This window comes from Erythrobacter sp. NE805, assembly GCF_046452355.1.
Taxonomy (GTDB): Bacteria; Pseudomonadota; Alphaproteobacteria; order Sphingomonadales; family Sphingomonadaceae; genus Erythrobacter.
The window spans coordinates 366,358-386,160 of sequence record NZ_JBKFDI010000002.1 but is presented as its reverse complement, the minus strand read 5'-3'; the positions used below and the strand labels follow the sequence as shown (position 1 = coordinate 386,160).

The 19,803-nt window shown below is 65.8% G+C and carries 25 protein-coding genes; 21 read left to right on the top strand and 4 right to left on the bottom strand.

From position 1 onward, the window contains the following. Positions 1 to 6: 6 nt before the first annotated feature. The gene (locus ACLBKU_RS09835) at positions 7 to 624 is read left to right on the top strand and encodes a hypothetical protein (RefSeq protein ID WP_410179372.1); all 618 of its coding nucleotides are present in this window, start codon (positions 7 to 9) and stop codon (positions 622 to 624) included. Here ACLBKU_RS09835 and ACLBKU_RS09830 read toward each other — a convergent pair. Continuing rightward, the gene (locus ACLBKU_RS09830; protein WP_410179371.1) at positions 621 to 1,631 is read right to left on the bottom strand and encodes a 2-hydroxyacid dehydrogenase; all 1,011 of its coding nucleotides are present in this window, start codon (positions 1,629 to 1,631) and stop codon (positions 621 to 623) included. The two genes, ACLBKU_RS09835 and ACLBKU_RS09830, sit on opposite strands and share 4 nt — an antisense overlap. 84 nt (positions 1,632 to 1,715) lie before the next feature. Here ACLBKU_RS09830 and ACLBKU_RS09825 point away from each other — a divergent pair, with 84 nt between their 5' ends. Continuing rightward, entirely contained in the window at positions 1,716 to 2,210 is a 495-nt protein-coding gene (locus tag ACLBKU_RS09825; RefSeq protein ID WP_410179370.1) for an SH3 domain-containing protein, read from the top strand. A gap of 27 nt (positions 2,211 to 2,237) precedes the next feature. On the opposite strand, the gene ACLBKU_RS09820 is transcribed toward ACLBKU_RS09825, so the two are convergent. The 3 genes from ACLBKU_RS09820 to ACLBKU_RS09810 all read right to left on the bottom strand — a co-directional run bounded on the left by ACLBKU_RS09820 (position 2,238) and on the right by ACLBKU_RS09810 (position 4,522). Continuing rightward, the gene (locus tag ACLBKU_RS09820; RefSeq protein ID WP_410179369.1) at positions 2,238 to 2,636 is read right to left on the bottom strand and encodes a hypothetical protein; all 399 of its coding nucleotides are present in this window, start codon (positions 2,634 to 2,636) and stop codon (positions 2,238 to 2,240) included. Positions 2,637 to 2,712: 76 nt separating this feature from the next. Continuing rightward, positions 2,713 to 3,909, bottom strand: a complete 1,197-nt coding sequence (locus ACLBKU_RS09815; protein WP_410179368.1) for a thiolase family protein — start codon at positions 3,907 to 3,909, stop codon at positions 2,713 to 2,715. Positions 3,910 to 4,210: 301 nt separating this feature from the next. Then, entirely contained in the window at positions 4,211 to 4,522 is a 312-nt protein-coding gene (locus ACLBKU_RS09810; RefSeq protein WP_410179662.1) for a GIY-YIG nuclease family protein, read from the bottom strand. Between the two features lie 252 nt (positions 4,523 to 4,774). Here ACLBKU_RS09810 and ACLBKU_RS09805 point away from each other — a divergent pair, with 252 nt between their 5' ends. The 19 genes from ACLBKU_RS09805 to nuoL all read left to right on the top strand — a co-directional run bounded on the left by ACLBKU_RS09805 (position 4,775) and on the right by nuoL (position 19,791). Next, the gene (locus ACLBKU_RS09805) at positions 4,775 to 5,083 is read left to right on the top strand and encodes a hypothetical protein (RefSeq protein ID WP_410179367.1); all 309 of its coding nucleotides are present in this window, start codon (positions 4,775 to 4,777) and stop codon (positions 5,081 to 5,083) included. A 207-nt stretch (positions 5,084 to 5,290) separates the two neighbouring features. Beyond that, positions 5,291 to 6,721, top strand: coding sequence for a coniferyl aldehyde dehydrogenase (locus ACLBKU_RS09800; protein ID WP_410179366.1), 1,431 nt, complete (start codon positions 5,291 to 5,293; stop codon positions 6,719 to 6,721). A gap of 145 nt (positions 6,722 to 6,866) precedes the next feature. Further along, the gene (ndhC, locus tag ACLBKU_RS09795) at positions 6,867 to 7,241 is read left to right on the top strand and encodes an NADH-quinone oxidoreductase subunit A (RefSeq protein WP_264394503.1); all 375 of its coding nucleotides are present in this window, start codon (positions 6,867 to 6,869) and stop codon (positions 7,239 to 7,241) included. 35 nt (positions 7,242 to 7,276) lie between these two features. Next, on the top strand, positions 7,277 to 7,816 hold the full coding sequence (locus tag ACLBKU_RS09790) for a NuoB/complex I 20 kDa subunit family protein (protein WP_206073190.1): 540 nt from the start codon (positions 7,277 to 7,279) through the stop codon (positions 7,814 to 7,816). Positions 7,817 to 7,826: 10 nt separating this feature from the next. Continuing rightward, positions 7,827 to 8,618 carry an NADH-quinone oxidoreductase subunit C gene (locus tag ACLBKU_RS09785; RefSeq protein ID WP_410179365.1) on the top strand — a complete coding sequence of 264 codons (792 nt, stop codon included), beginning with the start codon at positions 7,827 to 7,829 and terminating at the stop codon, positions 8,616 to 8,618. Continuing rightward, positions 8,615 to 9,826, top strand: a complete 1,212-nt coding sequence (locus tag ACLBKU_RS09780; RefSeq protein WP_410179364.1) for an NADH-quinone oxidoreductase subunit D — start codon at positions 8,615 to 8,617, stop codon at positions 9,824 to 9,826. Before ACLBKU_RS09785 ends, ACLBKU_RS09780 begins: the two co-directional genes overlap by 4 nt. Further along, positions 9,823 to 10,254, top strand: a complete 432-nt coding sequence (locus tag ACLBKU_RS09775) for a hypothetical protein (protein WP_410179363.1) — start codon at positions 9,823 to 9,825, stop codon at positions 10,252 to 10,254. The genes ACLBKU_RS09780 and ACLBKU_RS09775 overlap by 4 nt, the downstream gene beginning before the upstream one ends. 41 nt (positions 10,255 to 10,295) lie before the next feature. Next, positions 10,296 to 10,964, top strand: a complete 669-nt coding sequence (gene nuoE, locus ACLBKU_RS09770) for an NADH-quinone oxidoreductase subunit NuoE (RefSeq protein ID WP_410179362.1) — start codon at positions 10,296 to 10,298, stop codon at positions 10,962 to 10,964. Further along, positions 10,965 to 11,108 (top strand): hypothetical protein, encoded by a 144-nt coding sequence (locus tag ACLBKU_RS09765; RefSeq protein ID WP_410179361.1) that lies wholly within the window; start codon positions 10,965 to 10,967, stop codon positions 11,106 to 11,108. Then, positions 11,105 to 11,281, top strand: coding sequence for a hypothetical protein (locus tag ACLBKU_RS09760; RefSeq protein ID WP_410179360.1), 177 nt, complete (start codon positions 11,105 to 11,107; stop codon positions 11,279 to 11,281). Before ACLBKU_RS09765 ends, ACLBKU_RS09760 begins: the two co-directional genes overlap by 4 nt. Then, positions 11,281 to 12,573, top strand: coding sequence for an NADH-quinone oxidoreductase subunit NuoF (gene nuoF, locus ACLBKU_RS09755; RefSeq protein ID WP_410179359.1), 1,293 nt, complete (start codon positions 11,281 to 11,283; stop codon positions 12,571 to 12,573). The genes ACLBKU_RS09760 and nuoF overlap by 1 nt, the downstream gene beginning before the upstream one ends. Positions 12,574 to 12,689: 116 nt before the next feature. Next, on the top strand, positions 12,690 to 12,938 hold the full coding sequence (locus ACLBKU_RS09750; protein WP_410179358.1) for a hypothetical protein: 249 nt from the start codon (positions 12,690 to 12,692) through the stop codon (positions 12,936 to 12,938). Beyond that, positions 12,931 to 14,946 (top strand): NADH-quinone oxidoreductase subunit NuoG, encoded by a 2,016-nt coding sequence (gene nuoG, locus ACLBKU_RS09745; protein WP_410179357.1) that lies wholly within the window; start codon positions 12,931 to 12,933, stop codon positions 14,944 to 14,946. The genes ACLBKU_RS09750 and nuoG overlap by 8 nt, the downstream gene beginning before the upstream one ends. Further along, positions 14,943 to 15,107: a hypothetical protein gene (locus tag ACLBKU_RS09740; RefSeq protein ID WP_410179356.1), complete on the top strand. Its 165-nt coding sequence runs from the start codon at positions 14,943 to 14,945 to the stop codon at positions 15,105 to 15,107. Before nuoG ends, ACLBKU_RS09740 begins: the two co-directional genes overlap by 4 nt. Further along, positions 15,107 to 16,171, top strand: a complete 1,065-nt coding sequence (gene nuoH / locus ACLBKU_RS09735) for an NADH-quinone oxidoreductase subunit NuoH (RefSeq protein WP_410179355.1) — start codon at positions 15,107 to 15,109, stop codon at positions 16,169 to 16,171. Before ACLBKU_RS09740 ends, nuoH begins: the two co-directional genes overlap by 1 nt. A gap of 8 nt (positions 16,172 to 16,179) precedes the next feature. Next, positions 16,180 to 16,668 (top strand): NADH-quinone oxidoreductase subunit NuoI, encoded by a 489-nt coding sequence (gene nuoI, locus ACLBKU_RS09730; RefSeq protein ID WP_086607641.1) that lies wholly within the window; start codon positions 16,180 to 16,182, stop codon positions 16,666 to 16,668. Between the two features lie 132 nt (positions 16,669 to 16,800). Continuing rightward, on the top strand, positions 16,801 to 17,424 hold the full coding sequence (locus ACLBKU_RS09725) for an NADH-quinone oxidoreductase subunit J (protein ID WP_410179354.1): 624 nt from the start codon (positions 16,801 to 16,803) through the stop codon (positions 17,422 to 17,424). Then, a complete protein-coding gene (gene nuoK, locus ACLBKU_RS09720; protein ID WP_267619349.1) occupies positions 17,421 to 17,726 on the top strand; it encodes an NADH-quinone oxidoreductase subunit NuoK in 306 nt (101 codons plus the stop codon). Before ACLBKU_RS09725 ends, nuoK begins: the two co-directional genes overlap by 4 nt. Positions 17,727 to 17,733: 7 nt before the next feature. Further along, positions 17,734 to 19,791 (top strand): NADH-quinone oxidoreductase subunit L, encoded by a 2,058-nt coding sequence (nuoL, locus tag ACLBKU_RS09715; protein ID WP_410179353.1) that lies wholly within the window; start codon positions 17,734 to 17,736, stop codon positions 19,789 to 19,791. Positions 19,792 to 19,803: the final 12 nt, after the last annotated feature.

Genomic DNA, 19,803 nt, shown 5'->3' with positions numbered 1-19,803 from the left:
ATTGAGATGGCTCGGCGCAGGCGTCGTCACGAGTGGGCTGACCATCCCGAGCTTCTGACTTCGATCCGAACGCCTTGGGACAAATACCAGAAGGCGGATTGGAACTTCGCCCGATATGAGGATGAGGTCTTCAAGCGGCCGTGCAACGCCGAAAATGTCTGCTTCACCGCGCTCGATTTCTGCGTTGCTCTGACGTCTCTTCGGGATTGGACAAGGGTCTCGCTCGCCAGAGATATAAGAGCCGGTCTCAGGCAACTGCCAATTGGCTTGGCAGGCCTATCTGAATTCGACGCATTCGCGCGACAGCTGATACCTTGGATGTTTGCTGTCGAAGCGATTGCCAACACGACAAAGCATGCTGAATATCGAGATACGGGTTGGCCAAGAGGCATAGCTATGCCTCACACGTTCGTTCCGATAAACCTGAAAGAAGAACACGACAACTGTCGCGATGGGCTAGACCTGTTTGCCTTCATGCATCGCCATAAAGATGTTGCTTGGTGGGATGTAGCACTTCGACAGCAAGGCGATGAAGAAGCGACACCCGGCTACATCGCGTTCGGCGACGCGCTGGAGGGTTGGGAGCAAGTCCTGACGACCCTTGGCTATAGGCCAGCGGACTAGCGCACCAGCGCAGTCAGCACCTGGTCAGGCGGGCGGTGGCCGTCGGCCCACATGCGGATGTTGGCGATCACCTTGTGCCCCGAATCCTCGCGGCCCTCGGCGGTGGCGCTGCCGATGTGGGGGAGGGTCATGACGTTGGGGTGGGCGAACAGGCGCGGGTCGACATGGGGCTCGTCGGGATAGACATCGAGCCCCGCGCCCGCGAGCTGCCCCGACTCGAGCGCCGCGATCAGCGCCTCCTGGTCGATCAATTCGCCGCGCGCGGTGTTCACGATGCTGCTGCCCGGCTTCATCAGCGCGAGCCGGCGCGCGTCGACGAGGTGGCGGGTCTCCTCGGTCAGCGGACAGTGGAGGGTGAGGATATCGGCCTCGGCCATCAGCGCGTCGACTTGCGCCACGTAGCGCGCGCCGAGCATCCGCTCGAGCGCCTCGGGGAGACGCTTGCGGTTGGTGTAGGCGATCTCGAGCCCGAAGGCGCGGGCGCGGTGGGCGACCGCTTGCCCGATGCGCCCCATGCCGACGATCCCGAGCACCTTGCCGGCGAGCTTCCGCCCGAGCAGGCCCGAGGGCGCCCACCCGGTCCACTCGCCGCGGCGGACCAGCGCGGTGCCCTCGCGGATGCGGCGCGGCACGCCGATGATTGCGGCCATCGCGAGGTCTGCGGTGTCGTCGGTGAAGACGCCGGGGGTGTTGGTGACGATGATCCGGCGCGCGGCGGCGGCGGCGAGGTCGATGTGCTCGGTCCCTGCGCCGAAGCTCGCGATCAGGCCGAGGCGCTCCCCCGCACCGGCGATCAGCTCGGCGTCGATCCGGTCGGTGACGGTCGGCACCAGCACGTCGCAGTCCTGCATCGCCGCGGCGAGCTCGGCGCGGCTGAGGGGGCGGTCGGCCTCGTTCAGCACCACGTCGAACAGCTCGCGCATCCGTGCCTCGACTTCCGGCATCAGGTGGCGGGTGACGATCACGCGCGCAGGGAAGGCGAGCGGGCGGGAGGGGCGCTGGGTCATGGCTGTGGGCTAATGCCAGTGGGGCGGGCGGGTCAAGGCTCATGGCCTTGAATCAGCGCCGCTGTCGGAGCTATCGGAGGGGGCATGCGGACCTTCCGGATCTTCACCATCTTCGCGCTTGTGACGCTTGGCATTGTTGGATGTCTCGCTCCGCTGAGGGCGCAGGACCGGGCGCTCCCCTACTGGGCGAGCCTGCGCTACGAGAAGGTCAACATGCGCGTGGGGCCGAGCAACGAATACCCCATCGCATGGGTCTATCTGCGCATCGGCCTGCCGGTGAAGGTCGTGCGAATCCGCGAGGGCTGGCGGCTCGTCGAGGACCCCGAAGGCACGCAGGGCTGGATCGCCGCAAGCCAGCTCGACCCCGAGCGCGGCGGGCTCGTCATCGGCGAAGGCCTCGCCGAGGTCCGCGCCCAGCCCTCGCCGACCAGCGCGATCAAGTGGCGCGCCGAGCCGGGCGTCGTCACCCGCCTCAAGACCTGCCGCGAGGGCTGGTGCGAGGTCGACATCCAGGGCCGCAAGGGCTGGATCGCCGCCGCGCGGCTGTGGGGATCGGAGCAGCTCCCGGGCGACGAGTGACCCCGCCGCCCGGCGCGCTCCTGCCGGTCAGGTCTTGGGCTTGACCGTGACGCTCTCGCCGTTCTCCGAGGTGGCCGTGAACGAGCCGTCGGCGCCCGGGGCGCTCTCGGTCCAGCAGGTCGGCAGCTTGCCTTCCCCGGCGGTGAAGCACGTTCTGCCATCGACCACGGCCCAGCGGCCTTCGGTTACCGCACCATCGGCCGCCGTGTCGACATAGGTGCCGTCGGCATTGAGCACGCTGGTGCCCTCGGTGCCCTTGGCGTCGACGACCGTGTAGGTCCCCGCCGGCGAGCCGTTGGCGGTGGTCATCGCCGCCGCAGCGGTCTCGGCCGCGGCCGGCGTCTCCTCGTCGGCAGGCGCCTCGGACGCAGGCTTGCTGCAAGCCGCGAGCACGGCGAACGAAGCCAGAATGGCGTATCTCTTCATGATGTTCCCCCTCCACTGGCCGATGCGGCCGGAAGGGGACTTATCACGAGCCGCAGCGCTGCGGCAAATCGGCCCCTCAGACGAGCTCGACCGCGACCGCCGTCGCTTCCCCGCCGCCGATGCACAGGCTCGCGACGCCGCGGGTCTTGCCCTGCTGCTTGAGGGCGTTGATGAGCGTGACGACGATCCGCGCGCCGCTCGCCCCGATCGGGTGGCCCAATGCGGTGCCGCCGCCGTTGACGTTGATCTTCTCGTGCGGGATGCCGAGGTCGCGCATCGCGAACATGGCGACGCAGGCGAAGGCCTCGTTGACCTCGAAGAGATCGACATCGTCGACCCCCCAGCCGGCGCGGGCGAGCACCTTCTGGATCGCCGGGATCGGCGCGGTGGTGAACTGCGCGGGGGCCTGGGCGTGGGCGGCGGTGGCGACGACGCGGGCGACGGGGCTGAGGCCCTTGGCCTCGGCGACGCTCGCGCGGGTCAGCACCAGCGCCGCGGCGCCGTCGGAAATCGAGGAGGAGGTCGCGGCGGTGATCGTCCCGTCCTTGGCGAAGGCGGGCTTCAGCTGCGGGATCTTGTCGGGGCGGCCCTTGCCGGGCTGCTCGTCATGCTCGACCACCACGTCGCCCGCGCGGGTCGAGACCGTCACCGGCACGACCTCGTCGGCGAAGGCGCCGCTCGCGATTGCCTTGTTGGCGCGGGCGAGGGACTCGATCGAATAGGCGTCCATCTCCTCGCGGGTCATCTGGTAGGCGTTGGCGGTTTCCTGCGCGAAGGTGCCCATCGCCCGGCCCGGCTCGTAGGCGTCCTCGAGCCCATCCAGAAACATGTGGTCATAGGCCGTGTCGTGGCCGAGCCGCGCGCCCGAGCGGTGCTTCTTGAGGAGGTAGGGCGCGTTGGTCATGCTCTCCATGCCGCCCGCGACCACCACGTCGATCGTGCCGCTGGCGAGCGCCTCGGCGCCCATGATCAGCGTCTGCATGCCCGAGCCGCACACCTTGTTGACGGTCGTCGCCTCGACCGAGAGCGGCAGCCCCGCCTTGATCGCCGCCTGCCGCGCCGGCGCCTGGCCGAGCCCCGCGGGCAGCACGCAGCCCATGTAGGCGCGGTCGATGTCCTCTACCGGCACGCCCGCGCGCTCGACCGCGGCCTTGACCGCGATGGCGCCGAGATCGGTCGCGGAGACCTCCGACAGCGCCCCCTGCATCGCGCCCATCGGGGTGCGGGCATAGGAGAGGACCACGATCGGATCGGCGGGGGAAAGCTGGGTCATGGCAAAGTCCTTGCGTGACGGGGGAATATGCCGGGCGATGTAATGCTGCGATGCGGCATTGGCAATGAGGGGGGGGAGTTTCAGCGGCGGGGCGATCCCTTCCGCCACCCCACTTTCGTCACCCCGCACGCGATGCGGGGTTAGGCGTCTCTTCGACAGGGCGCCTTCCTCCGCGGCAGCGAGAAGGCAGCCGAGCCCCGTGTCCCCGGCCTGCGCCGGGGCTGGCAGGCACGGGGCGACGCTGATTTTCCGGCTTGGTCTGCCTCCCACCCCGTCGCCCCGGGCTTGATCCGGGGCTTGGCTACTTCTGCCCGACCTCGGGCGCGAACCATTGCTCCCACAGATCCTCCCAATCGGGATTGTCCGCTTCGATCAGCGCGAACTTCCATTCGCGCCGCCATTTCTTGACCAGCTTTTCGCGGGCAATGGCGCTTTCGATGGTGTCGTGGCGTTCGACGTAGACCAGCCGCCGCATTCCGAAATCGAGCACATGCTGAGAGCCGCTGCCCTCACGGTGCTGATACACGCGGGCGATCGCATCGGCGGTCACGCCGACATACATCCCGCCGCGAAAGCGGTTCGCCATGATGTAGACCCAGCCACCCCTTTCTATTTGCCGAGTATCGCGCCAACGCCGAAAGAAGAAAAGCCAAGCCCCGTGTCCCCGGCCTGCGCCGGGGCAGGCAGGCACGGGGCGACGGTGATTTTTTGGCTCTGTCCCCCTCAACCCTCGTCGCCCCGCACTTGATGCGGGGCTTGGCTTTTGTCCAAGCGGAAGAGCAGGTTTGGCGGAATTTCGAGCGAAAGCGGAATTGCAGCTGTCGACCCCATTGCGGACATGGGAGCGCTCGGGCATTCACTCACCATGCTCATCGACCGAGTGCTCACATCTGTGCTGCTGTTATCGTTCGGAATTGCTTGCGCGCCTTCGAGCGATGCGACGATGTGCAAGGGATGGTCGAATTCGCAGTATATCGATCTCGCACGCAAGCAGAAGAAAGGCATGCTCAGCCGATCAGTGAAGGCCGAGGAAACAAACTTTGCTTCTGACGAAGCCACCGTGGCGGATGATCCGACTGGCTATGCAGCGAAAGTAAGCTTTCAGGGGAAAGACGGGCGCAGTTTGATCGCCCTGATCGACGAGGATTGCTACGTCGGGTGGACAAAAAGCTAAGGCAGCAATCCACCCACTAGCAGTCGTTCGCGGTGTTCAGCCCCCATACTGGAAGCCGACGCGGAGCCGTCGTCGCAGGGCGGGGGCAGCCAAGCCCCGTGTCGAGCACGGGGCGATGAAGGAATGGGGCAGCCCCGCTTGCGCCCCCGCGCGCTTTGCGCGACAACGCGTCGCAAATCAAAACGCATATGTCCTTGGGAGAACGACATGGCCGACGATCGCCGCGATGAACTCGAAGCCCTGCTCGCGCGCCAGCGCGCCGCCTTCACCGCCTCGCGCCCCGAGCCGCTCTCGCAGAGGAAGGACCGCATCCGCCGCGCGATGGCGCTGGTGAAGGACCATGGCGAGGCCTTCGCCAAGGCGATGAGCGCGGATTTCGGCAGCCGCTCGCAACATCAGTCGATGCTCACCGATATCGCCGCGACGGTGGGGGCGGGGCGCCATGCGCTCAAGCACATCGACGCCTGGTCGAAGCCGGAGAAGCGCAAGGTGCAGTTCCCGCTCGGGCTGATGGGCGCGCGCGCCGAGGTCCGCTACGAGCCCAAGGGGGTGATCGGCATCCTCTCGCCTTGGAACTTCCCGGTGCAGCTCGCCTTCGGGCCGCTGATGCAGGTGCTCGCCGCGGGCAACCGCGCCATGATCAAGCCTAGCGAATTCACCGAGCGGACGAGCGAGCTGATGGCCGAACTGACCGCCCAGTATTTCGCGCCCGAGGAAGTCGCGGTCGTGACCGGCGGGCCGGAGGTGGCGGCGGCGTTCTCGAGCCTGCCCTTCGATCACCTCGTCTTCACCGGATCGACCGCGACGGGCCGCCGGGTGATGCAGGCCGCAGCGGCGAACCTCGTCCCGGTCACGCTCGAACTCGGCGGCAAGTCGCCGGTGGTGATGGGCCGCAGCGCCGATTTCGCCAAGGCGGGTGAGCGCATCGCGATCGGCAAGATGATGAACGCAGGCCAGATCTGCCTCGCGCCCGACTACCTGATGGTGCCCGAGGACAAGGCCGACGAGGCGGTCGCGGGCGTCACCGGCGCGGCGGCGGCGATGTATCCGCGCCTCCTCGACAATGACGACTACGCCTCGATCATCTCAGACCGCCATTTCGAGCGCCTCCAGGGCCTCGTCGCCGATGCCAAGGAGAAGGGCGCCGAGGTGATCGAGGTCAACCCGGCGAACGAGGACTTCGGCAATGCCAACCAGCGCAAGATGCCGCTCACCGTCCTCAAGGGCGTCAACGACGGCATGACCGTGATGCAGGAAGAGATCTTCGGCCCCGTCCTGCCGGTGATGACCTACAAGTCGGTCGATCAGGCGATCGATTACATCAACGCGCACGACCGCCCGCTCGGCCTCTACTATTTCGGCGAGGACAAGGGCGAGCAGGAGCGGGTGCTGACCCGCACCATCTCCGGCGGGGTGACGACCAACGACGTGGTGTTCCATGTCTCGATGGAGGACCTGCCGTTCGGCGGGGTCGGGCCATCGGGGATGGGGAGCTATCACGCCATCGAGGGCTTCCGCGAGTTCAGCCATGCGCGCGCGGTCTATCACCAGCCCAAGATCGACATCGCCAAGCTCGGCGGGCTGAAGCCGCCCTACGGCAAGGCCACGGAGGGTGCGGCGGCGCGGATGATGAAGTAGGGGGCTCGCGAGGCGGGTCTGTCGCCCGCAACTTCTGTTCGAAATCCTGCAACTCAGCTCCGGGCTTTTCCCCGAGTCCGGCCCTTGCGCAAGCGGCGCGAGAGGCCTAGGTGGCGCCTCGGGATTAAACAGCTTGGACATCGCCGTGGTCGACCTCAGCCAGTATCTGCCGATACTGTTATTCGTGCTCGTTGCCCTCGGGCTTTCGGTGCTGTTCGTGGTCGCACCGATGGCGGTGTCGCGCCTCACCGGCGTGCACAATCCCGATGCCGAGAAGCTCTCCGAATACGAGTGCGGCTTCCCCGCGTTCGAGGACGCACGCAGCCAGTTCGACGTGCGCTTCTACCTCGTCGCGATCAGCTTCATCGTCTTCGATCTCGAGGCGGCCTTCCTGTTCCCCTGGGCTGTGAGCCTCGACGTCACCGGCTGGACCGGGTGGGGGGGCATGATGGTGTTCCTCTTCATCCTCGCCGTCGGTCTCGCCTATGAATGGAAGAAGGGGGCTTTGGACTGGGAATGACCAACATCGTTTCTCCTCCCCAGGGACTGCCCGACATGTCGAAGCTGGCCACCGCGCAGGGCGGCGAGGTCCGCGCGCCCGATGCGGACTTTTTCAAGGCGCTCCAGACCGAGGTCACCGACAAGGGTTTCCTCGTCACCTCGACCGAGGAGCTGTTCCAGTGGGCGCGCACCGGCAGCCTGTGGTGGATGACCTTCGGGCTCGCCTGCTGCGCGGTCGAGATGATCCACGTGAACATGCCGCGCTACGACATGGAGCGCTTCGGCGCCGCCCCGCGCGCCTCCCCGCGCCAATCGGACGTGATGATCGTGGCCGGCACGCTGTGCAACAAGATGGCCCCGGCGCTGCGCAAGGTCTACGACCAGATGTCGGACCCCAAATATGTGATCAGCATGGGCAGCTGCGCCAATGGCGGCGGCTATTACCACTACAGCTATTCGGTGGTGCGCGGCTGCGACCGCATCGTGCCGGTCGACATCTACGTTCCCGGCTGCCCGCCGACCGCCGAGGCGCTGCTCTACGGCGTGATGCAGCTGCAGCGGAAGATCCGCCGCGTGGGCACGATCGAGAGGTAAGGGCAGGGACATGACCGTTCTCCACTCCGCCCCGAAGTTCGCTTCGAACGAGGGCGTGATCGACGCCATCAGCGAGACGATCAGCGTCTGGCTGATCGAGGCCAAAGAGGCCCACGGCGAGGTGATCTTCCGCGTCGAGCGCGAGGCGATCGCCCGCGTGCTCCAGATCCTGCGCGACGACCACGCCTACCAGCAGCTCATGGAAATCGCCGGGGTCGACTACCCCAGCCGCCCCGACCGCTTCGAAGTCGTCTACATGCTCCAGAGCCTCACCAGGAACCACCGCGTGATGGTGAAGTGCTCGGCCTCGGAGGATACCCCCGTCCCGACCGTCACCACGCTGTGGCCCAACGCCGGCTGGCTCGAGCGCGAGGTGTTCGACATGTTCGGCGTGACCTTCGCCGGCAACCCGGACCTGCGCCGCATCCTCACCGACTACGGCTTCGAGGGGCACCCGTTCCGCAAGGATTTCCCGATGACGGGCTACACCGAACTGCGCTATTCCGAGGAGGAGAAGCGCGTGGTCTACGAGCCCGTCGTGCTGCCGCAGGAGATGCGGACCTTCGACTTCCTCAGCCCCTGGGAAGGCGCGGACTACGTGCTGCCGGGTGACGAGATGTCGCGCGGCACGCCGCCGGTCGCCGAGCCCAAGGTCACCGACAGCCCGGCCCAGACCGGCGCGGGCAAGGACGCCGACAAGGCCGCCAAGGACCGCCTCTCTCCGCCGCCGCCGACCCAGACCGACACCGGCAAACCCGCGCCCGGCGCCCCCGATCCCACCTCGAAGGAGGGTGGACGATGAGCATGAAGATCGAGGAATCGCCCACCACCGGGGGCGAGGTCATCACCAACTACACGATCAACTTCGGCCCCCAGCACCCCGCGGCGCACGGCGTGCTGCGCATGGTGATGGAGCTTGACGGCGAAGTGATCGAGCGCATCGACCCGCACGTCGGCCTGCTCCACCGCGGCACCGAGAAGCTGATCGAGCAGAAGACCTATCTTCAGGCGCTCCCCTATTTCGACCGCCTCGACTACTGCTCGCCGCTGTGCATGGAGCACAGCTACGTGCTCGCCATCGAGAAGCTGCTGAACCTCGAGGTGCCGCTGCGCGCCCAGTACCTGCGCGTGCTGTTCGCCGAGCTGACCCGCATCTGCAACCACATGCTCAACATGGGGGCGCACATCCTCGACGTCGGCGCCTTCACGCCGAACCTGTGGATCATGGACCTGCGCGAGGACTGCCTCAACTTCTTCGAGCGGGCGAGCGGGGCGCGGATGCATAGTGCGTGGTTCCGCCCGGGCGGCGTCCACCAGGACGTGCCGGAGAAGCTGCTGGTCGACATCGGCGACTGGCTCGACAACCGCTTCTTCCAGCTGTTCGAGGACGCGATGAGCCTCGTCATGGACAACCGCATTTTCAAGCAGCGCAATGTCGACATCGCCGTCGTGTCGCGCGAGGACGCGATCGCCTGGGGCTTCTCGGGCCCGATGATCCGCGCCGCCGGCCTGCCGTGGGACCTGCGCAAGAGCCAGCCCTACGACGTCTATGATCGCATGGAGTTCGACATTCCGGTCGGCACCAACTCCGACTGCTACGACCGCTTCATGGTGCGCGTGAAGGAAGTCTACGAAAGCGCGAAGATCATCCGCCAGTGTCTGCGCGACATGCCGGGCGGGCCGATTGCCTCCACCGACACCAAGGTCGTGCCCCCCAAGCGCGGCGAGATGAAGCAGTCGATGGAAGCGCTGATCCACCACTTCAAGCTCTACACCGAAGGCTTCCACGTGCCCGCGGGCGAGGTCTATGTGGCGACCGAGAGCCCCAAGGGCGAATTCGGCGTCTATCTCGTCAGCGACGGCACCAACAAGCCCTACCGCTGCAAGATCCGCCCCACCGCCTTCTCGCACCTTCAGGCGATGGACTTCATGTCCAAGGGCCACATGCTGCCCGATGCGACCGCCATTCTCGGCGCGATCGACGTGGTGTTCGGGGAGTGTGATCGGTGATTGGGCTTATCCCGCTTTTGGCCGCCGTCGCGGCCCAACCTGAACATAGTGTTCGAGAGATTGGCACTTTCGCGATCGAAAGCCTGCCCTTGGTCATTGGCTTCGATGAAGCACTGCAGGCACACGACGAAGTTGCGATGCGTGCGTTGGCAGCGGACGATCTCCAGATCGAACCGCTTTTTGGGCGGCTTCTGGACGAAAACAAGTCGCTCAAGTTCAAGGATTTGTATGATTTCGTGTCCCGTTGCACTCAAACAGGGCGAATGAGCGCCAACCATGTATCGGTTACGGTGCATTACGATTGTCCCAAAGAGATGCGGGGAAACATGGTTTTCAATTTCGACGACGGGAAGATTAGCCGCGTCGCGATAGGCGAACTGCCGACTGCTGACGTGGTAAAGATCTACCCGAAGGACCGAAAGAATTGACATGATTCTGCGCGACTTTCAAACCGAATGCAGGCCCATCAATGGCTGACCGTACCCCCGCTCCCGATACCCCCGAACTGCGTGCCCGCTGGGGAGGCTTCGCGTGGACGCCGGAGAACAAGAAGACCGCCGACTGGCACATCGCCAAGTATCCCGAAGGCCGCAGCCGCAGCGCGGTTATGCCGCTGCTCGATCTCGCCCAGCGGCAGGTCGGCGCGGAGACCGATACGCAGGGGTGGTTGCCGCTGCCGGTGATCGAATATGTCGCGAAGTATCTCGATATGCCGGTGATCCGCGTGCTCGAGGTCGCCAGCTTCTACTTCATGTACAACCTGAAGCCCGTCGGCAAATTCCACGTACAGGTGTGCGGCACCACGCCCTGCATGCTGCGCGGGTCTGACGACATCATGGCCGCCTGCAAGAAGCGCGGCATGGTGAAGGGCGGCATCTCGGCCGATGGCCTCTGGACCCTCACCGAGGTCGAATGCATGGGCAATTGTGCCACCGCGCCGATGGTCCAGATCAACGACGACAACTACGAGGACCTGACCCCCGAGCGCCTCGAAGCGGTTCTTGATGCGCTGGCTGCGGGGCAGCAGCCCAAGACCGGCACGCAGGAGCCCGGGCGCCACACCTCCGAGCCGGTCGGCGGGCCGACCACGCTCAGGGAGATGGTGAGCGGGAACCACGATTACCGGGGCGAGTGGTAAGTGACCTCGCTCGTCTACCTCCTTGGCGCGCTGCTGCTCGGCTTCATCGCCTTCAAGGTGCTGATGGGCGTGCTGCGCATCGGGGTGATCGTGTTGATCCTCGGCGCGCTCGCGGTGGCCTATTCGCAAGGGGCGTTCGGATGAACGGGCTGACGCTGCTCGTCGCGATCCTCGGCCTCACCGGCTTTGCCGGCGGGGCGGTGCTGAGCGCGACCGGGCAGAAGGAGATGGGCGTGGTGCTGATGGGCGCAGGGCTCGTCTTCCAGGTGATTTCGCTGGTGCGCATCAGGCGCGCCAAGGCAAAGGGAACGCAGTGATGCTCGCGGATAAGGACCGCATCTTCACCAATGTCTACGGCTTCCAGGACTGGGGCCTCAAGGCAGCGCAGGCGCGCGGCGACTGGGACGACACCAAGGCGCTGCTCGCGCGCGGGGCAGATGCGATCATCGAGGAGATCAAGGCGAGCGGCCTGCGCGGCCGGGGCGGGGCGGGCTTCCCGACCGGGCTCAAGTGGTCCTTCATGCCCAAGGAAAGCCGCGACGGGCGGCCGAGCTTCCTCGTCATCAATGCCGACGAATCCGAGCCGGGCAGCTGCAAGGACCGCGAGATTCTCCGCCACGATCCGCACAAGCTGGTCGAAGGCGCGCTGGTCGCCGGCTACGCGATGCGCGCGCGCGCGGCCTATATCTACATCCGCGGCGAATATATCCGCGAGGCCGAGACGCTCCAGAAGGCCATCACCGAGGCCTATGACGCCGGGCTGATCGGCAAGAACGCCTGCGGTTCGGGCTACGATTTCGACGTCTTCATGCACCGCGGCGCGGGGGCCTATATCTGCGGCGAAGAGACCGCGATGATCGAGAGCCTCGAGGGCAAGAAGGGCCAGCCCCGGCTCAAGCCCCCCTTCCCGGCGGGCGCGGGGCTCTATGGCTGCCCGACCACGGTCAACAACGTCGAGAGCATCGCGGTCGCCCCGACGATCCTGCGGCGCGGCGCGAGCTGGTTCGCGAGTTTCGGGCGCGAGAACAACAAGGGCACCAAGCTCTTCCAGATCTCGGGTCACGTGGAAAAGCCCTGCGTCGTCGAAGAGTCGATGAGCATACCCTTCGAGGAGCTGATCGAGAAACATTGCGGCGGGATTCGCGGCGGGTGGGACAACCTGCTGGCGGTGATCCCCGGCGGCTCCTCGGTGCCGCTGGTGCCCGCCGAGCAGATCCGCCACGCGCCGATGGACTTCGACGGCCTCAAGGAACTCGGCTCAGGCCTCGGCACCGCAGCGGTGATCGTCATGGACAAGTCGACCGACATCGTCCGCGCGATCAGCCGGCTCTCCTACTTCTACAAGCACGAGTCCTGCGGCCAGTGCACCCCTTGCCGCGAGGGCACGGGCTGGATGTGGCGCATGATGGAGCGCCTGCGCACCGGCGATGCGGCGGTCGAGGAAATCGACATGCTGCAGGAAGTCACCAAGCAGGTCGAAGGCCACACCATCTGCGCGCTCGGCGACGCGGCCGCGTGGCCGATCCAGGGCCTCATCCGCCACTTCCGCCCCGAGCTCGAGCGGCGGATCAACGAGCACAACGCCAAGTTCGCGGAGGCGGCGGAGTGAGAACTGCGACCGCAATCTCCATTCTTGCAGCAATCGCAGCCAGCCCTGCGCTCGCTTGCGTCCCAACGTCGCCGAATGCGGAAGCGTGGGCGAATTGCGCCTATGGAGTGGCGAAGGTGACCGGCGAACAGGATTTTCTGAAGAACATGGCACGCGCGATGGTCAACCAGAAGAAGTTGAAGCCCACTGCGATGCCGCGATGGCAGAAGCTACAAGCACGCATCGATGAAAAGTGCGGCGTGTATGCCGTGGTTCTGAAGCGCGACACCCAGCTTTACAGCAAGTCACACGATGTGCCGGCGGACCAGTTCAGGGCTATCGCCAACACCTTCTCACTTTACGAATCTCGGGTGCCCCATGCCTAAAGTCACCGTAGACGGTCAGGAAATCGAGGTCCCGGCGGGCGCGACCGTGCTCCAGGCGTGCGAGATGGCGGGCAAGGAGATCCCGCGCTTCTGCTATCACGAGCGGCTCTCGATCGCCGGCAACTGCCGCATGTGCCTCGTCGAGGTGAAGCCCGGGCCGCCCAAGCCGCAGGCCTCCTGCGCGCTGCCCGCTGCCGAGGGGCAGGAAATCCGCACCGACTCACCCATGGTCAAGAAGGCCCGCGAGGGGGTGATGGAGTTCCTGCTCATCAACCACCCGCTCGATTGCCCGATCTGCGACCAGGGGGGCGAGTGCGATCTCCAGGACCAGGCGGTCGCCTATGGCCGCGGCGGCTCGCGCTATCACGAGAACAAGCGCGCGGTGACCGAGAAGTACATGGGCCCGCTGATCAAGACGATCATGACCCGCTGCATCCACTGCACCCGCTGCGTGCGCTTCTCCGAGGAGATCGCGGGCGTGGACGAGATCGGCGCGCTTTATCGCGGCGAGGACATGCAGATCACCACCTACCTCGAGAAGGCGGCGGCGCATGAACTCAGCGCCAACGTCATCGACCTGTGCCCGGTCGGCGCGCTGACCTCGCGGCCCTATGCCTTCGAGGCGCGGCCTTGGGAATTGAAGAAGACGCTCTCGATCGACGTCTCGGACGCGGTCGGGGCCAACATCACGCTGCACTCGCGCGGCCGCGAGGTCATGCGGGCGCTCCCGCGCATCAACGACGACGTCAACGAGGAGTGGCTGTCGGACAAGGGCCGCTACCAGGTCGACGGGCTGACGAAGCGCCGCCTCGACCGCGTGTGGGTGCGCCGTGACGGCAAGCTCCAGCCGGCCGACTGGAGCGAGGCCTTCGGGATGATCGCGGGCGCTCTGGAAGGCGACAAGGCCAGCATCGCCGCGGTGGCGGGCGACCTGCTCGACGCCGAGACGATGTTCGCCGCCAAGGCGCTCGTGAACGCCTGCGGCTCGAACCTCACCGAGGCGCGCCAGACCGGCATGACCTACGACGTGTCGAACCTCGCGGCAGTCAACTTCAACAGCACCTTCGCCGGGATCGAGACCGCCGACGCGATCCTGATCGTCGGCAGCAATGTCCGCTGGGAGGCGGCGCTGCTCAACGTCCGGCTGCGCAAGGCGGTGAAGGCGGGCGCGAAGGTCTATATCGTCGGGCCGGAATGGGACCCGACCTATCCGGCGACCTTCCTCGGCTCCGACCTCAAGCTTTTGAACCGCATCCCCAAGGAGCTAGGCGATGCGATGAAGAATGCCCAGCGCCCCGCGGTGATCGTGGGCGCGGCGGCGCTCGCTAGGGGCGCGCTTCCGGCGGCGCTCAAGCTGGTCGACAAGTTCGATCTGGTGCGTGAGGGGTGGAACGGCTTCAACGTGCTCCACATCTCGGCGGCGCGCATGGCCTCGCTGATGCTCGGCTTCACGCTTCCGGGCGGGATGGGCGACATCGCCGCCGCTGCGCCGAAGGTGCTCCTGAGCCTCGGTGCGGACGAGATGGACTATGCGCCCTACGCGGGGAGCCTCAAGGTCTATATCGGCCACCACGGCGACAAGGGCGCGCATCACGCCGACATCATCCTTCCCGCCGCCTCCTATGCCGAGAAGGACGGGACCTACGTCAACACCGAAGGCCGCGTGCAGTTCGCCGAGAAGGCGGTCTTCGCCCCCGGCGACGCGCGCGAGGACTGGACGATCCTGCGCGCGCTCGCCGATGCGCTAGGGGTGACGGTCGGCTTCGACAGCTTCTCCGAGTTGCAGGCGCACATGATTGTCGCCGTCCCCGCCCTCGGGGAAGAGGGCCTCGCCGATTACGGCGCGCTGCCCAAGGCGGACAGCGCCGCCAAGGCCGAGGGCGAGATTGCGGGCTACCCGATCAAGGACTTCTACCTCACCAACCCGATCGCCCGCGCGAGCGCGGTGATGCAGCGCTGCTCGGACGAGCTGCTCCACGGGGCGGAAGTGCGGGAGGCCGCGGAGTGAGCGAGAACCTGACCATTTTGGCGGCAGTTGTGGCGGCGTTTGTCCTGATCATCGCCATCATCCGCATCTCGATGTGGGCGACCAGTCGCAAGCCGACTTCTTCCTTCAAGAAGGAGCGTCCCGATGCAACCGAAAGCAACAGCGGCGGATACAGCGTCTGATGACTAGTTTCTTCCAATCCCTCGGCCTGCCCTACGAATGGGCGTGGACCGTCGCGACGCTGACCGGGATCATCGTGATCTCGCTGCTCGTCATGTTCGCCGTCGCCATGGTGATCTATGTCGACCGCAAGGTGCTGGGCGCGATCATGCTGCGGCGCGGGCCCAACGTGGTCGGGCCCTTCGGCCTGCTCCAGAGCTTCGCCGACGGGCTGAAGGTCTTCCTCCAGGAGACCATCATCCCCTCGGCCGCGAACAAGGGCATCTTCCTGATCGCGCCGATCATCACCTTCACGGTCGCGCTCGCGGCCTGGGCGGTGATCCCCTTCGATGCGGGCGTGGTGCTCTCGGACATCAACGTGGGCCTGCTCTACATCCTCGCGATCAGCTCGATGGGCGTCTACGGCGTCGTCATGAGCGGGTGGGCGTCGAACTCCAAGTACCCGTTCTTCTCGGCGATGCGCGCCTCGGCGCAGATGATCTCCTACGAGGTCTCGATCGGCTTCGTGTTGGTCTGCGTGGTGCTGTTCGCGGGCACCTTCAACCTCTCGGGCATCGTGAACGCGCAGCAGGGCTTCGGGCTCGGGCTGATCAACGCCTATGCGGTGCACCCGCTGCTCTTCCCGATGTGGGTGGTGTTCTTCATTTCGGCGCTGGCCGAGACCGCGCGCGCGCCCTTCGACCTCACCGAGGCCGAGAGCGAGCTCGTCGCAGGCTACCAGACCGAATATTCCTCGATGAGCTTCGCGCTGTTCTGGCTGGGTGAATACGCCAACATCCTGCTGATGTGCTCGCTCAACACGCTCCTCTTCTGGGGCGGGTGGCTGCCGCCGCTGGACATTCCGGTGCTCTACTCGGTGCCGGGGATCATCTGGTTCCTGCTCAAGACCTTCGTGTTCTTCTTCATGTTCAGCTGGATCTGGGCGACCGTGCCGCGCTACCGCTACGACCAGCTGATGCGCCTCGGGTGGAAGGTGTTCCTGCCGATGAGCCTGTTCTTTGTCGCCGCTACCAGCAGCTGGCTGATGGCCACCGGTGGCTTCGGCGAACAGTTCGCGATCTTTTGAGAGCTTCGATGACCTCCGTCTCCCACCTCATCAAATCGTTCACCCTCTGGGAATTCCTCAAGGCGCACGCCTTGACGCTGAAGTATTTCTTCAAGCCCAAGGTGACGATCAACTATCCCTTCGAGAAGGCCCCGCTCAGCCCCCGCTTCCGCGGCGAGCATGCGCTCAGGCGCTATCCGAATGGCGAGGAGCGCTGCATCGCGTGCAAGCTGTGCGAGGCCGTGTGCCCCGCGCAGGCGATCACCATCGAGAGCGAGCCGCGTGAGGACGGCAGCCGCCGCACCACCCGCTACGACATCGACATGACCAAGTGCATCTTCTGCGGCTTCTGCCAGGAAGCATGCCCGGTCGATGCGATCGTCGAAGGGCCGAACTTCGAATATTCGACCGAAACCCGCGAGGAGCTGCTTTACGACAAGGCCAAGCTGCTCGCGAACGGTGACAAATGGGAAAGGGCCATCGCGGCCAACCTTGAAGCCGACGCCCCCTACCGCTAGGGCGCGCCGGACATAACGACAACCGCGGGGGCAGGGCGAAATCCTGCTCTCGCTCGAGACTATGGGATCAACAAGGACGACACTCGGGGCGGCGCGCATGGCGGGCGGCAATTCCGAAGGTTGGGGATCATCATGATACAGGCCATCGCCTTCTACTTCTTCGCGGCCATCGTCGTCGCCAGCGCCGTCATGGTGATCTGGTCGCGCAACCCCGTGCACTCGGTGCTTTGGCTGATCCTCGCCTTCTTCAACGCGGCGGGACTGATGGTGCTGCTCGGCGCGGAGTTCATCGCGATGCTGCTGGTGATCGTCTATGTCGGCGCGGTCGCGGTGCTGTTCCTGTTCGTCGTGATGATGCTCGACATCGACTTCGCCGCAATGCGCGCGGGCTTCGCGCGCAACGCGCCGCTGGGGCTCGCGATCGCGGGCATTCTGCTGGCCGAGCTGCTGCTGGGCGTGGGGGCCTATAACGCCGGCGGGCTGACCCTCGGCACGCCCGACGGCGCTGCGGTGCAGGCGGCGGATGCGAGCAACATCGAGGCGCTCGGCGCGCTGCTCTACGGCCGCTACATCGTGCTCTTCGAGATCGCCGGGATCATCCTCCTCGTCGCGATGATCGGGGCGATCGTGCTGACCTTCCAGCCGCCCAAGCCCGGCGCGCGCGCGCGGCAGGACGTCGCCAAGCAGATCAGCCGCCGTCCCGAAGAGGCCACCGTCATGAAGAACCCGGAAGTCGGGCAGGGAATCGAGCTATGATCGGCATCGAACATTATCTCACCGTCGGCGCGATCCTGTTCGTGCTCGGGGTGCTGGGTATCTTTTTGAACCGCAAGAACGTGATCGTCATCCTCATGGCGGTCGAGCTGATCCTGCTCGCGGTGAACATCAACCTCGTCGCCTTCAGCGCCTTCCTGAACGATCTCGCCGGGCAGGTCTTCGCGATGCTGGTGCTGACCGTCGCCGCCGCCGAGGCCGCGATCGGGCTCGCGATCCTGGTGATCTACTTCCGCACCCGCGGCTCGATCGCGGTCGACGACATCAACCGGATGAAGGGGTAAGATACTCGTGCATCCGATCCTCGTCATCGTTTTCGCGCCGCTGGTGGCTGCCCTTATCGCGGGGCTCGGCAACCGCATGATCGGCAATGTCGCGGCCAAGTCCGTGACCACCGCCGGGCTGTTTCTCGCCGCGGGCCTGTCTTGGCCGATCTTCCTAGGCTTCCTCGGCGGCACAGCCACGCCGGAAGTCGTGCCGGTGCTCAAGTGGGTCCAGAGCGGCACGCTGACCTTCGACTGGGCGCTCAGGGTCGACACCATGACCGGGATCATGCTGGTCGTGATCAACTCCGTGTCCGCGCTCGTGCACCTCTATTCCTGGGGGTACATGGAGGAGGACCCGGACCAGCCGCGCTTCTTCGCCTACCTTTCGCTGTTCACCTTCGCGATGCTGATGCTCGTGACGGCGGACAACCTCGTCCAGATGTTCTTCGGATGGGAAGGGGTGGGGCTTGCCTCCTACCTGCTGATCGGCTTCTGGTTCAGGAAGCCCTCGGCGGGCGCGGCGGCTATCAAGGCCTTCGTGGTCAACCGCGTCGGCGACCTCGGCTTCATGCTCGGGATCTTCGGCACCTATCTCGTCTTCCAGACGACCTCGATCCCCGAGATCCTGGCGGCGGCCCCAGGGATGAGCGGCTCGACGATCACCTTCGTGGGCATGCGCCTCTACACGATGGACATCCTGTGCATCCTCCTGTTCATCGGCGCGATGGGCAAGAGCGCCCAGCTCGGCCTCCACACCTGGCTGCCGGACGCGATGGAGGGCCCGACGCCGGTCTCCGCGCTGATCCACGCCGCCACGATGGTGACCGCCGGCGTGTTCATGGTGTGCCGCCTCTCGCCGATGTTCGAGACCGCGCCGACCGCGCTCACCCTTGTCACCATCGTGGGTGCTGCGACCTGCTTTTTCGCCGCGACGATCGGCACGACGCAGTGGGACATCAAGCGGGTGATCGCCTATTCGACCTGCTCGCAATTGGGCTACATGTTCTTCGCCGCGGGCGTGGGCGCCTACGGAGCGGCGATGTTCCACCTCTTCACCCACGCCTTCTTCAAGGCGCTGCTGTTCCTCGGCGCGGGCAGCGTGATCCACGCGATGCACCACGAGCAGGACATGCGCTATTACGGCGGCCTGCGTAAGCACATCCCGCTGACCTTCTGGGCGATGATGGCGGGGACGCTGGCGATCACCGGGGTCGGCATCCTCGGCGTGTTCGGCTTTGCGGGCTTCTACTCGAAGGACGCGATCCTCGAGGCGGCCTTCGCGCGCCACAACGGAGCGGGACAGTTCGCCTTCTGGGCGGGCGCGATCGCGGCGCTGCTGACGAGCTTCTACTCGTGGCGCCTGATGTTCCTGACCTTCTGGGGCAAGCCCCGCTGGGCGCTCTCCGAGCACATCCAGCACGCCGTCCACGACGGGCACCATGACGGCGACCACCACAACGCGCCGCACCAGGAGCACGCCGGGCACGACGCGCACCACTCGGTGCCCTCGGCCCACGAGGACGACGGCACTGCGGGCTACCACCCGCACGAGAGCCCGGTCTCGATGCTGCTCCCGCTCGGCATCCTCAGTCTCGGCGCGGTCTTTGCGGGCTTCGTGTTCCACCACCAGTTCATCGACGATGCGGCGTTCTGGAACGGCTCGATCTTCTATAATGAGGGCCTGATCCACGCGATGCACGGCGTGCCCACCTGGGTGAAGCTGACCGCGACCGTGGTGATGTTGGTCGGCCTCGCCGGTGCGTACCTCGCCTACATCGCGAAGCCCGGCATTCCCGCCGCTTTCGTGGCCCGCTTCGGAGCCCTGCACAATTTCGTGTTCCGCAAGTGGTACTTCGACGAGCTCTACGACGCGGTCTTCGTGAAGCCCGCCTTCGCCTTCGGCCGCGCCTTCTGGAAGCTCGGCGACATCGGCACGATTGACCGCTTCGGCCCCAACGGCATCGCCTGGGTGGTCGAGCGCTCGTCGGTCGCCGCCAAGTCGATCCAGTCGGGCTACGTCTACACCTACGCGCTGATCATGCTCCTCGGGCTGGTCGCCGCGGTCACCTACGTTCTGCTTTAGGAGCGCGCTTCG